Origin of the sequence: Streptomyces sp. NPDC005303, assembly GCF_040607335.1 — a bacterium.
Classification (GTDB): Bacteria; Actinomycetota; Actinomycetes; order Streptomycetales; family Streptomycetaceae; genus Streptomyces.
The window spans coordinates 28,536-42,814 of record NZ_JBEXGM010000026.1; the positions used below are offsets into that span (position 1 = coordinate 28,536).

The following is a 14,279-nucleotide window of genomic DNA, read 5'->3' on the forward strand; positions in this document are numbered from 1 at the left end:
TTCAGATCCAGGCCGCATACCTGCACCATGACGGGACGAAGGACACGGAAACCAGGGCGTTCCGTGATCTGACACTCGCGACTGCTCGTTATGTCGCTCAAGATCTCCTTCGGTGCGAAGGAGCGGAATCGCTTTCGGAGTCGACCCCCTGAGAACGTGAATCTCAGTTTCCCTCGCAGCCTGGCTTCACGCTGCGAGGGGGGATACGGCCGGGGTCCTCTCAGGCGTGGGGACGCTGCACCATACGGCGCGGATGGTCAGCTGCTCGGGGATGCGCAACCGGACTCGGCTGTCACTCCGTCGGCTTTTCACCCTCGGTGCGGGAATCCGCAATCGCCTCGGGCAACGGGTCCGCGACGAACGTCCCGCGGCCGTGCACGGTCTCGATGAAGCCCCGGTCGCGCAGCACCTGGGCAGCCCGCCGGACGGTGAGGTAAGCGACGCCGTATTCCTGCGCGAGATCGCGCTCCGCGGCTAGGCGCGCGCCAGGCTGCAGTTGTCCGGCTCGGATCCTCGCCTCGATGTGGTCGGCCACGGCGACGTAGATGAGCTGGGCCCCCTGCGGGGCGAAGTCGGGTACCTCACTGCGGTCACTCACAAGGGCAACGTAGGTCGGTGCCGAGCTACCTGAATCTCCAGAGAGCTATACATAGCTCTACATGGCTTAGTAAGGTCAACAGGCAGACGACACCCCGGCGACCGCGCGAACGGTCCCGGGGCATGGCCACCAGCCTCTGAGGAGCTGATGACAGTGAGCATTATCCATGCGCTGCTGCGCTGGATCCTGGACATGTGCGCGCCTGGTACGGGTAGGCGGAGGGCGCATGCCCGCTCGGTCGCGCCGGTTCTCGCCGTGGAGCTGGAGACGCCTGGTCGCGTTGCGGTACGGCTGCCCGCCCACCGCTCGCCCTACGGACTGTTCGCACCGCTCGACGGCCGGACGGCGGCCTCTGTGCGCCCGTACGTGCTCGCGGCGGAGTGGGCTTCTCAAGTACGAGAGCGCGAAGAGGCGCGCCAGGCGCGGCGCCGGTGGCCCTGGTCCTCGCGGCCGACTTCGGCATCGACCTCGACCGTCACGTCATCGGTGCGGAAGGGGCTGCGTGATGGGAACGCGGAACGAGCGGGCCGGCGAGGGATCATCTCCGGCCCAGGGGCGGCGACCCAAGCCGGTGCCGCCCCCGGAACAGGATCTGGTGGCGGCGCGGCGACCACAAGCGGGAACCCGTAAGCCAGTACGGATGTGCGTCCGCTGCCATGTGACCACCGAGACTCCCGTCGTGGTGGCCGTGGTGCACCAGAACTCCGGGCCGGGCTTCGTCGTGTACGCGTGCCGAGCATGCGCTCCGCACTTCCCGCCGCAGCCGGAAGTCCTCACCGCACTCCCGCCGTCCCGTCGAACCAGGAGCGGGCGGTGAGCGTGCCGCCCGTCGGCACGGCGAACGCGCGGGAGGTGTCCCCGGAGTGTGCGCTGGCCCGTCGACCCGGATACGAGGACGTGCACACCGAGTGCCGCGAACTGCGGGACGGCCCGCTGCAACACGGCAGGGGCCTGCTGCTGGCGCACAGCTGCGGCTGCGACTGCCACCGCCCGACAGGGGAGGCAGAGCAGTGGGAGCCGGAGTTCCGAGAGTGCCGTCGGCTGGGCGACAACTCTGCCCGAGCCGAGCCCCTCGCACTTGACCTCTGAAACGCTCAGGCGTTCAGCCGCCACCGAAAGTCCGGGCCTCATGGAACAACGCGCCCCTGCTCTCATACTCCTCTGAGCACGGAGAGCAGGGGCGCACGAGTCCGGTGCCCTGTCTGGCCAGCACCTGGCAGTTACTGCTGGGGCGGCCACTGGCCGTGGGGCGGGGTGGGCGGCTGCTGGTACGGGTTCTGCTGCGGCGGGACAGGCTGCTGCTGGTACGGGTACTGCTGCGGCGGGACGGGCTGCTGGCCGTACTGGGGGTAGCCTCCCGGACCACCGGGGCCGCCGTGGTTGTTCTTGTCGCGCCGAGACCGCTTGACGATCAGGAACACAACTAGGGCGAGCACGGCCAGGGCGATGACACCGGCGACGACGAGGAAGAGGGTCTGCTTCTGGTCCGCCTGTTCGGCCTCTGCGGCGTAGTCGGCGTCGGACTTGCCGCCGGCGCTCGGAGCGGCGGAGGGGCTCGCGGACGCAGGCGCAGAGGTCGGGGCCTTGAGGGGGCCGTACTTCGAGCCCGCGGGGATGTCTTCCGTCAGTGCGGCGAGCGGGCGGATCTCGCCGTAGCCGTACTTCTCGTCGGGGAGGGAAAGGCCCTTGGCGGAAGCGGGGAGAACGGCCGATTTGGTGAGGCGGTTGGCGATCTGACCTGCCGTGAGGTCGGGGAACTTCGATCGGAGAAGGGCAGCGGCTCCGGACACCAGTGCCGTCGCATCTGAGGTTCCCGTCCCCCTCCGCAACGCGTTACCAGGAGAACTTGCACTCACGATACGTGTAGCGGGAGCGGTGAGCAGAACTTCTGGCCCGGAGTTCGACTTGGACCAAACAACTCCGTTCTCATCCACGCCCCCGACTGTCAGAACACCGGGATATTTTGCCGGGAAATCGATGCGGTTCACGCCTTCGTTTCCGGCCGCCACAGTGATCAAGACATCGTGGGTGAGGGCGTAGGTCACCGCCTCGCGGTCTTCAGGAAGATCCAGGTGGTTTGAGACAGAGATATTGATGATGGAAGCGCCATGGTCCACTGCATAGCGAATCTCATCCGCGAATCCGGCCTCGCCTTGCATGTCCCATCGGATGGGAAGGATCTTGGCTTCTGGAGCAAGTCCGATGACTCCGTCGGTGGCGCCCGCTCCGTGCCCGTGTGCGGCAATCAGGGATGCCATGGCCGTACCGTGGTCGTCTCCGGACGCCGGAGACGGATCGTTGTCCCCGTCCCAGAAGTCCTTGCCTTCGAGCACATTCCCTTCAAGGTCCTGGTGCTCGGCGTTGACGCCGTCGTCAATGACCGCGACTGTGACACCTTTGCCTTTGGAGACCTGCCACGCGTCCTTGGCCTGCAGCGCGTCCAGGGCCCACTGGTCGCTTCTGGTCTGGTCGGCGGAAGCAGAGGGAGCCGCCGCGAGGATCAGCGCGCCCGTGAGTGCCGTGGCGCCCAGCACACGCACCGTTCGCGTGAAGGCCATTCCGTCTCCCTCTCCCATCGCAGACGCGGGCGTGACCCGAAGGCCACGCCCACGCATCCTGTCACGTACCGGTGAGCACCCTGCGGCTACTCGATGACCTTGGGCGCCGCGTTCGTCTGCGGCGTCCAGGTCTCCTCGTCCTCGACCAGGTAGTCGGGACGCTCGCCCTCGCGCTGCTCCTCTTCCTTACGGCGACCGGTGCGTGCACCAGGGGCTCCCGCGACGCCGCCCTTGCGGACAGCACCGGCTCCTCCCCGTCCTGCGGCACCGCGACTGCTGTGCAGACCCGAGCCACCAGCCGTGCCCCGGCCCGAACCCGCACCTGCACCCGCACCCGCACCCGCACCCGCCTTGGGCATGCCACCGACCACACCGCCACTTCGGCCGGCCGCGCCTCTGGCACGCGCGGCACCGCCCCTGGCAGCACCCGCGCCTGCAGCGCCACCAATGCCCCCGGCGCGCCCCGCGATACCGCGAGCGGCACCCGCTCCAGCCGCGCCGCCCATCGCACCACCGACGAAACCGGCACCGCCGCCGATGCCACCGCCGGCGGATCCACCGCCGACCGGGCCGACGCCACCAACGCCAGGTGCCCCCGTACGACCACCGGAGATGCCGTCAATCGCCGTGCCGACCTGGGGCTGTGACACCGTCGGCTTGTGCGTGCCGCCCGTGACGCCCGAGGGCGGTGCCACGGGCTTCGAGGAGCTGATCGTGCCGACCTGACCGCGGCCGGAAACACCCGCGCTTGCAGCCACCTTCGGGCTTCGAGGTGCGAGCTCCGCCGGGACCACCACGGGAGCGGGCGCAACACCGCCCGGGTCACCGGGATAGTCCTCGTGGTCGTCGTACTTGTCCGGAGGCAGAGGCGACTTCTGCTTCCAAGACCCCATCTCCGCAGCCCGACTGTTATAAGCCGCCCCCAGAACCTCCATCTTCGAAGCCATCCGAAGCTGCGCCTCGCGCCCCTCCGACAGGCTGGTCCCGTAGCTGTCGAGGGCCTCCTGCGAACTGACCCCGCTTTTGATGGCGTCGTCCGCGGCCTTGCCGCCGCTGCGGTCGCCGCCGTTGACGATGAAGTCCGCCGCACTGGAGACCTTGCCCGGCTTCTCCATCGCCAGGACCTCTGGCTTGACCTTCTCGAGGATCACCGCGGCGCCCGTGAGGGCCTGCGAGACGTTGTGGGCGTACTTGGAGCTGTCGGTGAGCTTGGTACTGATGATCCGCGCGTGCTCCTGGAACAGGTCCGCGCTCTGGCCCTCCCAGTGGGCCATCACATGCTCTACAGCAGTGTCCAGGATCTCCTTCACCCCGCCGGGCCCCACCAGATCCTTCTCCAGCCGAGCCCAGCCCTCCGCGACCGACTTCACCGTCCCCGAGTCCGCGTCCCGGACCATCTCCTTCATCTGGTCCATGTCGGAGTCGACGCCGAACTGCGTAGTGTGCTTCATCGCGAAGCACTGGTTCGCCGGGACGTACTCGAAGTTGTCGATACCCTCATCGGCCACAGCTACCGTCCCCCATCCTCATGTGACTCTCCACGCGGCAGAACACCGACTCACATCCTGTTGAACGCGGCGAGGTTCTCCGCCTCGGCGTCGGCATACGCGTCATGGGTCTTCTTCGTCTTCTGGCCGAAGGAGTCCAGCACCCGTTCCAAGTGCGCGACGATCTCGTAGAGACGTTCCTTCATCTGCTCGTGGGCCTTGTACAGAGCTTCGGCCTCACCGAAGTTCTTGCCCAGCGCCCCGGCAGGCAGGTACGTCGAGTTCTTCGCGTTCGAACCCGAGGTCCCCATGTCCTTGATGGCACGGTTCAGCTTCGTGATCGTGCCCTCGATCTCACTCAGATCGACCTTGTACTGCTCCGCCATACCCAACTCCCCGTTGGCTCCCCGTTGTTACCCATCTTCGCTCAAGCACAGCCCTTGCCGCCAGTCACTCAAGACCCGTCCGCCGGCACAGACGGGGAGTTCAGGCCACACAAAGTGATCATGCCAGCCCTCGGCCAGGGCAGGGATCAGCGTCACGGGGGACATGACATCGACGAGCTCAGTTGTTCCAGGTCTCGTCGTAAGGGTCGTGCGGCGTCGGGACCGGCTTGGCCTGGGTGACCTCCAGGTACGGGATCGGGCCGCCGTTCACCGTGTCCTTGGTCCGCCTGGCCGTGTAGGTGCCGGTCACCTGGAGCCAGCCGTCCGGCTTGAGGACCGGCGGGATCTGCCCGGTGAGGCCGACCTTGACCGGCTGGGCGTCCGCCGCGCAGCAGTTGAGGGCCATGCGGACCAGGTAGGGCGCGCCGGAGTGGTCCAGGGCGACGAACCCGGTGATGGTGATCTGCCGTCCGGCCAGGCCCCGGCCGTGCTCGTAGACGGCGCGGCCCGCGTAGTCGGCGAGGCCGAGCCGCAGGGGTCCGTTCTCCGGGAGCTTCATGTAGCCGTACGACTGCTGCAGGGCCGTACCCGTGCGCATCGCGCTGTAGGAGCCGAGGGCGGGCGGGGCGACGAGGATCAGGGCGAAGAGGGGCAGGACGAGGAGCCAGGAGACGCGGGGCTCGCGGTGGGCGTGCTCCAGCTCCGGCTCCTGCTCCTGCTCCTGCTCCAGCTCCTGCTCCTTGGGCCTGGCCCGCCACTCGTACCAGGCCGTCGCCAGTGCCGTCGCGATCAGGACGGCCCCGGCCGCCAGGACCAGCGGGCGCAGGCCCGCCTTGACGTAGCGGAGGTAGAGGTCGGTGAGGCCCGCGTGCAGGAGGGCCGCGCCGAGGACGAACAGGACCGCCGACTGTGCCTGCCGGTTCACAGCATCACCCACCCGGTCAGGACCGAGACCACGATCGCCAGGGCGAGGGTGGCGGGCGCGAAGCGCAGGGCGAAGGCACGGCCGAAGGTGCCCGTCTGCATCGCGAACAGCTTGAGGTCGATCATCGGGCCGACGACCAGGAAGGTCAGCCGCGCGGTCAGCGAGAACTGGGTGAGCGAGGCGGCCACGAACGCGTCCGCCTCCGAGCAGATCGACAGCACCACGGCGAGGGCGGCCAGGGCCAGCACCGCGATCACCGGGTTCTCCGCCGCCGTACGCAACCACGTCTGCGGGACCACGGCCTTCAGGGTCGCCGCCGCCATCGCGCCCACGACCAGGAAGCCGCCCGCGTGCATCACGTCGTGCCGGACCGAACCCCAGAAGGCGGCTCCCTTGCCCTGGCCCTCGTACGAGTGACGGGCCGGCTCCTTCAGCAGGTCGGTGCGGCCGAGACGCAGCCACAGCCAGCCCATCGCGCAGGCCACCAGCAGGCTCGCGACGAGCCGGGCCACCACCATCTCGGGATTCCGCGGGAAGGCCACGGCGGTCGCCGTCAGCACGATCGGGTTGATCGCCGGGGCGGACAGCAGGAAGGCGAGGGCCGCGGCCGGGGTGACACCGCGCCGGACCAGCGCGCCCGCCACCGGCACGGACGCGCACTCGCAACCCGGCAGCACCACGCCCGCCGCCCCCGCCACCGGCACCGCGAGGACGGGGTTCTTCGGCAGGGCGCGGGCGAAGAACGACGGCGGCACGAACACCGCGATCGCCGCCGACAGCAGCACCCCGAGCACCAGGAAGGGCAGCGCCTGGACGAGCACGGCGACGAACACCGTCATCCAGCTCTGCATGACCGGCGCGCCCAGCGCCCCCCGGATCGGCCCCTGGAGCAGCACCACCCCCAGCATCAGCAGGGTCAGCACGAGGGGGGAGTTGAGGCGCCGGTCGGCCGCGCCCTGCGGTTCGGGGCGCCGGTCCTCGCCGGTGTCCCGCGTGGGCGGGGGTGCTTTGGTGACGGCCACGGCCGGGATCCCTCCGGTGGTGAGGTGCTGGTTTCCCTGCTGGTGCGTACGACAGGGAAGGTCCGTTTGCTCAGCGTGCGCGGCGGTTTGGGGAATTCTTGACAGAGAGGCTCGTCACCCGCCGGACATGGCGGCAGCCGCCCCGGTGAGGCAGTCTTCTCCCTCGTGGGGAGCGTTCCGAACCAGAGTCCAGGGCTGCCGGGCGACACGGCCGCGCACATGGTGGTGTGCGGGGACGACGGGCTCGCGCACCGGCTGGCGGCCGAGCTCAGAGGGGTCTACGGCGAGCAGGTCACGCTCGTCGTACCGGCCTCCGAACGATCCGTGCGGCCACCGGTGGTGGTGCGGGCCCGGTCCGCCTCCGCGCTGCTCGACCGGGTGGTGACGGCGGCCGCGGGCCTGACCGGCAACGGCGGCACGGGCGCCGGCAACGGCACCGGCGGCACCGCCCCCGTCGGCGAACCCCCGGGCGGCATACGGCTGATGGAGGCCGCCGAGCCGAACGAGGCGGCGCTCGCCGCGGCGGGCGTGGAACGCGCGGACGCGCTCGCGCTCGTGTACGACGACGACGAGACCAACATCCGCGCCGCCCTCACCGCCCGCCGCCTCAACCCCCGGCTGCGGCTCGTCCTGCGGCTCTACAACCGGCGCCTGGGCCAGCACATCGAGGAACTCCTCGACCAGGCCGCCGTACTGGCCTCCGGCGGCCCGGCCGACGGGACCGGCTTCGACGCCTCCACGACCGTGCTCTCCGACGCCGACACGGCCGCGCCCGCACTGGCCGCCACCGCCCTCACCGGCACCAGCAAGGTCCTCCAGACCGGCGGCCTGCTGCTGCGGGCGGTCGAACGGCCCCCGGCCGGTAGCGGCGGGAGCGCCGATCCGGGTCTTGCCACGCTCGCCCTGCTCTCGCCGACCGACAGCCACGGGCCCGGCGGCGACCAGGGCCCGGCACTGCTGCCGGACGCGGCAGCGGTTCGGGACGGCGGCGGGCGCGCGACCGTCGTGCTGGAGCAGGTGTCGTACGCCGGGCCCGCGCTGCCGGACGGGCGCGGTGTGATGCCGTGGTTCGCCTCGCTGTTCTCGCGGCGGCTGCGGTGGTCGCTGGCCGGGATGGTGGGGTGCGTGGTCGCCCTCGCCGTTGCGCTGTGGCTGGTGACGGGGATCCATCCGCTGCGCGCCTTCTATCTGACGCTGCTCGACCTGTTCGCGATCGACGACCCCGCGCTCGGTCAGTCCGTCGGGCGGCAGATCCTCCAACTCCTGTCCGGGCTCGCCGGGCTGCTGCTGCTTCCGGTGCTCCTCGCGGCGGTCCTGGAGGCGCTCGGCACCTTCCGCACCGCGTCCTCCCTGCGCAAACCGCCCCGGGGCCTCGGCGGACACGTCGTGCTGCTCGGGCTCGGCAAGATCGGCACCCGGGTGCTGACGCGGCTGCGGGAGCTGAACATCCCCGTGGTCTGCGTCGAGTCCGACCCCGAGGCCCGGGGACTGGCCACGGCGCGGCGGCTGCGGGTGCCGGTGGTCCTCGGGGACGTCACCCAGGAGGGGGTCCTGGAGGCCGCCAAGATCCACCGCGCGCACGCGCTGCTGGCGGTGACCAGCGCGGACACGACGAACCTGGAGGCCGTGCTGTACGCGCGGGCCGTGCGGCCCGACCTGCGGGTGGTGCTGCGGCTGTACGACGACGACTTCGCGACGGCGGTGTACCGGACCCTGCGGGCCGCGCACCCCCGTGCCTCCACGCGCAGCCGGAGTGTCTCTCATCTGGCGGCTCCCGCCTTCGCCGGGGCGATGATGGGGCGGCAGATCCTGGGGGCGTTCCCGGTCGAGCGGCGGGTGCTGCTGTTCGCGGCGCTGGAGGTGAGCGGGCATCCGCAGCTGGAGGGCAGGACGGTCGGGGAGGCGTTCCGGGCGGGGTCCTGGCGGGTGCTGGCGCGTGAGGAGTCCGGGGACGCTCCGGGACTGGCGTGGGACCTGCCGGACACGTACGTCCTGCAGGGATCGGATCGGGTGGTGCTGGCGGCGACTCGTCGGGGGCTCGCGGAGTTGCTGGGTCGGCGGGGACGGGCGGGGGCGTAGCCGTACGCGAACGTCGTGCCAGGTCGGGTCGTTGTGCGGCTGCGGGCGAGTGGGGGGCTGGTCGCGCAGTTCCCCGCGCCCCTGAAAGACATGACCCGCAGCCGACAATGCTCCCCCGCCTACCCCAAATGCCTCTCCGCGAAGTCCAGTTCCAGCTTCACCTGCTTGATCCGCTCGTCCACCACCAGCGAGCCGTGACCCGCGTCGTACCGGTACACCTCGTGCACCGCACCCCTCGACTCCAGCCGCTTCACGTAGTTGTCGACCTGACGGATCGGACACCGGGGGTCGTTGACGCCGGCCGAGATGTACACCGGGGCCTTCACCTGGTCCACGTAGGTCAGGGGCGAGGACGCCTCGAAGCGCTCCGGAACCTCCTCCGGCGTGCCGCCCAGCAGCGTCCGGTCCATCGCCTTCAGCGCTTCCATCTCGTCGTGGAACGCCGTGACGTAGTCCGCGACCGGGACCGCCGCGATGCCGAGCGCCCACGCCTCCGGCTGGGTGCCCAGTCCGAGGAGCGTGAGGTAGCCACCCCAGGAACCGCCCGTGAGGATCAGCCGGGCGGGGTCGGCGAGACCGGACGTGATCGCCCATTCCCGCACCGCCGCGATGTCCTCCAGCTCGATCAGGCCGACCCGGTGCTTCAGCGCGTCGGTCCACTCGCGCCCGTATCCCGTGGATCCGCGGTAGTTGACCCGGACGACCGCGTATCCGTGGTCCACCCAGGCCGCCGGACCCGCCGCGAACGAGTCGCTGTCGTGCCAGGTCGGGCCGCCGTGGATGTCGAAGACCGTCGGCAGCGGTCCCGTCGCCCCCGCCGGCTTCTGGACCAGGGCGTGGATCCGGCCGCCCGGACCCTCGACCCACACGTCCTCCACCGGTACCGAACCGGGGGACTTCAGACCCGGCGGGTCCAGGACCACCTCACCCGTCGTCGAGCGCACCGCCGACGGCTCGGCGGCCGAGGACCACAGGTACTCCACGCTGCCGTCGGGGCGGGCCGTCGCCCCGGAGACCGAGCCGGGCGGGGTCGCGACCTTCTCCAGCTTGCCGCTCTCCAGGTCGTACCGGAACAGCTCGCTGCGGGCCTCGAAGCTGTGCACGATGAGCAGGCCCGTGCCGTCCGGGTACCACTCGGCGCCCACGTCACCGGGCAGGTCCAGGGCGAGGTCGCTCTCCTCGCCCGTGGCCACGTCCCACACCAGCGGCTCCCAACGGCCCCGCCGCTGATGGCCGATGAGCAGCCGGGTGTCGCCGTCGACCGGCGCGAAGCCGAGGACCTCCAGGCCCAGCTCCTCGGTGCCTCCCTCGGTGTCGTCGAGCTCGGCGACCGCCCTGCCGTCGGGGCGCACCACGCGCAGCGCCGAGTGCATCGCGTCGCCGTGCTCGGTGTGCTCGATCGCGATCAGCGAGCCGTCGTGGGAGAGGTCGCCGACACCCGCCGACTCGCGGTGCCGGTAGATCTCCACCGGGTCCTCGCCGTCGCGCACGAGGTGGAGGGAGGTGCCCTCGTCGTCGGTCGAGCGGCCCACGACCGCCGTCCGGCCGTCCCGGCCCAGGGCCAGGCCCGCCGGGTAGGAGGGCTCCAGGCCCGGCGCGGCGAGCTCGTCCGCGCCGCCCTCGAAGGGCTGGCGGCGCCAGACGCCGAACTCGTCGCCGTCCTTGTCGTCGAACCACCAGATCCACGCGCCGTCCGGGGAGAGCACGCCGTCCGTGGTGCCGTTGGGCCGGTCGGTGACCTGACGCTGGACGCCGGTGACTCTGTCCCAGGCGTACAGCTCGTACGTCCCCGTCGCGTTGGACACGAACAAGGAGCGGTCGGGGGCGTCCTCCGCCCAGTCGGGCAGCGACACCCGGGGCGCCCGGAAGCGCTTCTCCCAGTCCGGCATCTCGTCGTTCCGCTCGGCCGCGGCGGACCCGTTGCTCTCAGTCATGACCCCATACTGCCTGCCCTCACAGACAATCCGCAGACGAGGTCCCCAGCCTGTGGACAACTTCTACCAGCCGCTTACCCGAACCCGTCCCGAGCTGGTCGAAAAGGTCGTCCGGGCCCGTTGTCAGTGGTGGGGTGCACACTCGTCCCCATGACCGATCTGCGCAAGACCGTGGAGAGTTTCTGGGCCCTCGCCGAGGCCCGCGACTGGACCGCGTTCGCGGACACCCTGTCCGAGGACGTCGTCTACACCCTGCCGCAGACCCGCGAGCGCGTCAGCGGACGGGAGCGGTACGTCGAGTTCAACCGTGAGTACCCGGGCGACTGGCACCTGCGGATCGAGCGGATCGTCGCCGAGCCGGGCCAGGTCGTCACCTGGGCCCACTTCACGGTGGGTCTGGAGGAGATGTACGCCATCTCCTTCTTCACCGGTGACGACAGCGGCCGGATATCCACCGTCACCGACTTCTGGCCGGAGCCGTACGAGCCCCCGGCGGGCCGGGACCACCTCACCGAGCGGTTCTGACCCCGCGCCCCGGCGGCGCCCGGCGGCCCCGTACCGTGGGGGTGTGTACCGGTTTCTGCTGACACCCCGCTGGTTTGGCATCAACGTCTTCGTGCTGCTCGCCATCCCGTTCTGCGTCTTCATGGGGTCGTGGCAGCTGAGCCGGTTCGAGGACCGGATGACGGAGAGCCGGGACGCGAAGCAGTCGGTCGTCACCGACGAGCGCGAGGCCGCGCGGCCGCTGGCCGAGGTGCTGCCGGTGGACAAGGCGACCTCCGGCAAGCAGGTCACCGCGACCGGCCGGTACGACAAGCAGCTGCTCGTCCCCGACCGGCAACTCGACGACCGCGAGGGCTACTACGTCCTGACGCTGCTGCGCACCGACGGCGGCAAGGCCCTGCCCGTGGTCCGGGGCTGGCTGCCGGGCACCCCCGACCCGGCGAAGGTCCCGGCCGCGCCGAAGGGCGAGGTCACCGTCACCGGGGCGCTGCAGGCGTCGGAGACCCCGGGGGACAACGGCGTCAGTGCGCGGGGTGGGCTTCCGGCCGGGCAGACCGCGGCGATCAGCGCGGCCTCGCTGATCAACATCGTGCCGTACGACGTGTACGACGCGTGGGTCACCCTCAACACCGGTGACTCCGGGATGAAGGCCGTGCCGGCGACCGCGCCCGCCGACAGCGGGCTGGACCTGAAGGCGTTCCAGAACCTCGGCTACACCGGCGAGTGGTTCGTGTTCGCCGGGTTCGTGGTCTTCATGTGGTTCCGTCTGGTGCGCCGCGAGGTGGAGTTCATCCGGGACGCGGAGCTTGGGATCCTCCCGGACGACGAACAGCAGGAGCAGGACCGGCAGCCCCAGGAGAAAGCGACTGCCTGAACCCGCTCCGGCGGGCTCGGCGGTCCGTCACGACGACGTGCCGGCGGTCCGTCACACGACGTGTCGGCGGTCCGTCACGACGACGTGAGCACACCCGTCCAGTACACGACGCCCGCGCACGCGTTGGACACCGTCGTGGACACCGAGGGTCCGCCGCCCTCCGCCGTGTTCGTCACCAGGACGCTGCCGTCGGCCGTGCCGCCGTCCGTGAGGAGCTGGGTGGAGGTGCCGGTGTCGCCGCCGGTGGAGGAGCCCTCGCCGGCGGAGGTGTCCGGGGAGGTCGAGGGGTCGGGGCTGGGGTCGGTCGAGGGTTCCGTGGTGGGACACGTCTCGGACGGCACCCAGGCGAACTTCACGTCGTAGGAGGAGCCCGGCTGGAGCAGCAGCTGGGCGACCTCCTGGGACGGGTCGGGCAGCCCCGCCGAGGCCGCGTCGCCGGACACGTGGCGGACCGTGCTGATCTTGCTGCTGTCGGCCGCGCCCTGCGCGCTCGGCGTCACGGTGCCGGGACCGGTGACCGTGCAGGCGGCGGTGGAGCCGTTGGTGACGTGGAAGGTGCCGTAGACCGTCCCGGAGGCGTCGGGCACCGCGGTGCTCGCCGTGGGGGTGCCGAGCTGAACTGCCGTGCAGACCGGGGCACCGGCGGAGGTCGTGGCGGACGGGTCGGTGCCGCTGCTCGCGCCGGTGCTCGCGCCCGCGGTCTTTCCCTTGTCCTCGCCCTTCGACGTGGCCTTGTCCTCGTCCTCGGTCTTGCCCGAGGAGCCGCCGGAGGTGGACTCGCCGCCGTCCTCGTGTTTGCCCTGGCCCGCGCCGCCCTGCATCTGGGAGGTGTGCCCGGCGTTGGAGGTGTTGGCGCTGGTGCCGGTGGAGGAGACGTGGACGACGGCGGGGATCGCGGTGCCGAAGAAGAGGGCGGCGGCCGCCATGCCGACGAGGGCCTGCCGCTTGCGTGCCCGCCGGGCGGGGACCGCCTTGCGCAGATGGTCCAGGGTGCCGTCGCGCGGCTCCATCTCCTGGACCGCCTGGTGCAGCATCCGTCGCAGTGCCAGCTCGTCCGAGTCGAACTCCCCCGTGGAGCTCAGATCGTCGGGGCCGTGGTTCACAGTTCCGTTCCCAGCGTGCGATTGCTTCGGCTCTTGCGTGCCGACCCAGGTCGGCTCGTGCCTCCCCCTGGGCCCAGAAGGCTTGGGGGGTTCCCCATAGGGCTCGTGGGAGGGACGGTGTCCCTCGGAGTCGTCGCCGCTCACACCGGCTCCTCCATCGCGACCCGCAGTGCGGCGATCCCGCGGGAGCCGTACGCCTTCACGGACCCCAGCGAGATGCCGAGCGTATCGGCGACCTGGGCCTCGGTCATGTCCGAGAAGTAGCGCAGGACCAGGACCTCGCGCTGGCGGCGCTGCAGGCCCTTCATCGCCTTGATGAGGGAGTCGCGCTCCAGCAGGTCGTAGGCCCCCTCCTCGGCGCTCGCCATGTCGGGCATCGGCTTGGACAGCAGCTTGAGTCCGAGGATGCGCCGGCGCAGGGCCGAGCGGGAGAGGTTGACGACCGTCTGGCGCAGGTACGCGAGGGTCTTCTCCGGGTCGCGGACGCGTTTGCGCGCCGAGTGGACACGGATGAAGGCCTCCTGGACGACGTCCTCGCAGGAGGCGGTGTCGTCGAGCAGGAGGGCGGCGAGGCCGAGCAGGGAGCGGTAGTGCGCGCGGTAGGTCTCGGTGAGGTGGTCGACGGTGGTACCGGCTGCCGTCACGTCCTCGGCGCCGTCACGCTGACTGGGTATGCGGGCGGGCCGCGCTGCGGGCATGGGGGCGATCACCGGCATGCCACCGGGCGCCCCGGGCCTGCGGGGCCGGAGGACAGCCGCGCCGCTCGGCGCGGCAGGGAAGTCGAGTACCTGAGCCACGCCAGTTGGACA

At 70.8% G+C, this 14,279-nt stretch carries 13 protein-coding genes; 4 read left to right on the forward strand and 9 right to left on the reverse strand.

Translation table 11 applies throughout. The features are described 5' to 3' along the window. Positions 1-292 precede the first annotated feature (292 nt). Positions 293-598 carry a winged helix-turn-helix domain-containing protein gene (locus ABZT93_RS29445; RefSeq protein ID WP_356110436.1) on the reverse strand — a complete coding sequence of 102 codons (306 nt, stop codon included), beginning with the start codon at positions 596-598 and terminating at the stop codon, positions 293-295. Positions 599-1,411: 813 nt separating this feature from the next. Here ABZT93_RS29445 and ABZT93_RS29450 point away from each other — a divergent pair. Continuing rightward, the gene (locus ABZT93_RS29450) at positions 1,412-1,687 is read left to right on the forward strand and encodes a hypothetical protein (protein ID WP_356110438.1); all 276 of its coding nucleotides are present in this window, start codon (positions 1,412-1,414) and stop codon (positions 1,685-1,687) included. Positions 1,688-1,818: 131 nt separating this feature from the next. On the opposite strand, the gene ABZT93_RS29455 is transcribed toward ABZT93_RS29450, so the two are convergent. From ABZT93_RS29455 to ABZT93_RS29475, 5 genes are all read right to left on the reverse strand, one after another. Continuing rightward, the gene (locus tag ABZT93_RS29455; protein ID WP_356110439.1) at positions 1,819-3,156 is read right to left on the reverse strand and encodes a S8 family serine peptidase; all 1,338 of its coding nucleotides are present in this window, start codon (positions 3,154-3,156) and stop codon (positions 1,819-1,821) included. Positions 3,157-3,242: 86 nt separating this feature from the next. Beyond that, positions 3,243-4,664: a hypothetical protein gene (locus ABZT93_RS29460; RefSeq protein ID WP_356110440.1), complete on the reverse strand. Its 1,422-nt coding sequence runs from the start codon at positions 4,662-4,664 to the stop codon at positions 3,243-3,245. A gap of 50 nt (positions 4,665-4,714) precedes the next feature. Then, complete coding sequence (locus tag ABZT93_RS29465) at positions 4,715-5,029, reverse strand: hypothetical protein (protein WP_356110442.1); 315 nt, start codon at positions 5,027-5,029, stop codon at positions 4,715-4,717. A 178-nt stretch (positions 5,030-5,207) separates the two neighbouring features. After that, entirely contained in the window at positions 5,208-5,954 is a 747-nt protein-coding gene (locus ABZT93_RS29470) for a TIGR03943 family protein (protein WP_356110444.1), read from the reverse strand. After that, positions 5,951-6,976 carry a permease gene (locus tag ABZT93_RS29475; protein WP_356110445.1) on the reverse strand — a complete coding sequence of 342 codons (1,026 nt, stop codon included), beginning with the start codon at positions 6,974-6,976 and terminating at the stop codon, positions 5,951-5,953. The genes ABZT93_RS29470 and ABZT93_RS29475 overlap by 4 nt, the downstream gene beginning before the upstream one ends. A gap of 219 nt (positions 6,977-7,195) precedes the next feature. On the opposite strand from ABZT93_RS29475, the gene ABZT93_RS29480 reads away from it, so the two are divergent. Next, positions 7,196-9,055, forward strand: a complete 1,860-nt coding sequence (locus ABZT93_RS29480) for an NAD-binding protein (protein ID WP_356110575.1) — start codon at positions 7,196-7,198, stop codon at positions 9,053-9,055. Between the two features lie 119 nt (positions 9,056-9,174). On the opposite strand, the gene ABZT93_RS29485 is transcribed toward ABZT93_RS29480, so the two are convergent. Continuing rightward, positions 9,175-10,989: a prolyl oligopeptidase family serine peptidase gene (locus ABZT93_RS29485; protein ID WP_356110446.1), complete on the reverse strand. Its 1,815-nt coding sequence runs from the start codon at positions 10,987-10,989 to the stop codon at positions 9,175-9,177. 150 nt (positions 10,990-11,139) lie between these two features. Between ABZT93_RS29485 and ABZT93_RS29490 the strand changes: the two genes are divergently transcribed. Further along, positions 11,140-11,514 carry a nuclear transport factor 2 family protein gene (locus tag ABZT93_RS29490; protein WP_356110448.1) on the forward strand — a complete coding sequence of 125 codons (375 nt, stop codon included), beginning with the start codon at positions 11,140-11,142 and terminating at the stop codon, positions 11,512-11,514. A gap of 43 nt (positions 11,515-11,557) precedes the next feature. Then, positions 11,558-12,367: an SURF1 family protein gene (locus tag ABZT93_RS29495; protein ID WP_356110450.1), complete on the forward strand. Its 810-nt coding sequence runs from the start codon at positions 11,558-11,560 to the stop codon at positions 12,365-12,367. 74 nt (positions 12,368-12,441) lie between these two features. Here ABZT93_RS29495 and ABZT93_RS29500 read toward each other — a convergent pair whose 3' ends face one another. Continuing rightward, a complete protein-coding gene (locus tag ABZT93_RS29500) occupies positions 12,442-13,470 on the reverse strand; it encodes a hypothetical protein (RefSeq protein WP_356110451.1) in 1,029 nt (342 codons plus the stop codon). Between the two features lie 140 nt (positions 13,471-13,610). After that, complete coding sequence (locus ABZT93_RS29505) at positions 13,611-14,267, reverse strand: SigE family RNA polymerase sigma factor (RefSeq protein WP_356019436.1); 657 nt, start codon at positions 14,265-14,267, stop codon at positions 13,611-13,613. Between the last annotated feature and the right edge of the window lie 12 nt (positions 14,268-14,279).

What these genes read in the sequence shown, in the direction of transcription:
- ABZT93_RS29455 (WP_356110439.1), bottom strand. Translation starts at nt 3,156, where the DNA reads ATGGCCTTCACGCGAACGGTGCGTGTGCTGGGCGCCACGGCACTCACG.
- ABZT93_RS29465 (WP_356110442.1), bottom strand. Translation starts at nt 5,029, where the DNA reads ATGGCGGAGCAGTACAAGGTCGATCTGAGTGAGATCGAGGGCACGATC.
- ABZT93_RS29480 (WP_356110575.1), top strand. Translation starts at nt 7,196, where the DNA reads ATGGTGGTGTGCGGGGACGACGGGCTCGCGCACCGGCTGGCGGCCGAG.
- ABZT93_RS29485 (WP_356110446.1), bottom strand. Translation starts at nt 10,989, where the DNA reads ATGACTGAGAGCAACGGGTCCGCCGCGGCCGAGCGGAACGACGAGATG.
- ABZT93_RS29490 (WP_356110448.1), top strand. Translation starts at nt 11,140, where the DNA reads ATGACCGATCTGCGCAAGACCGTGGAGAGTTTCTGGGCCCTCGCCGAG.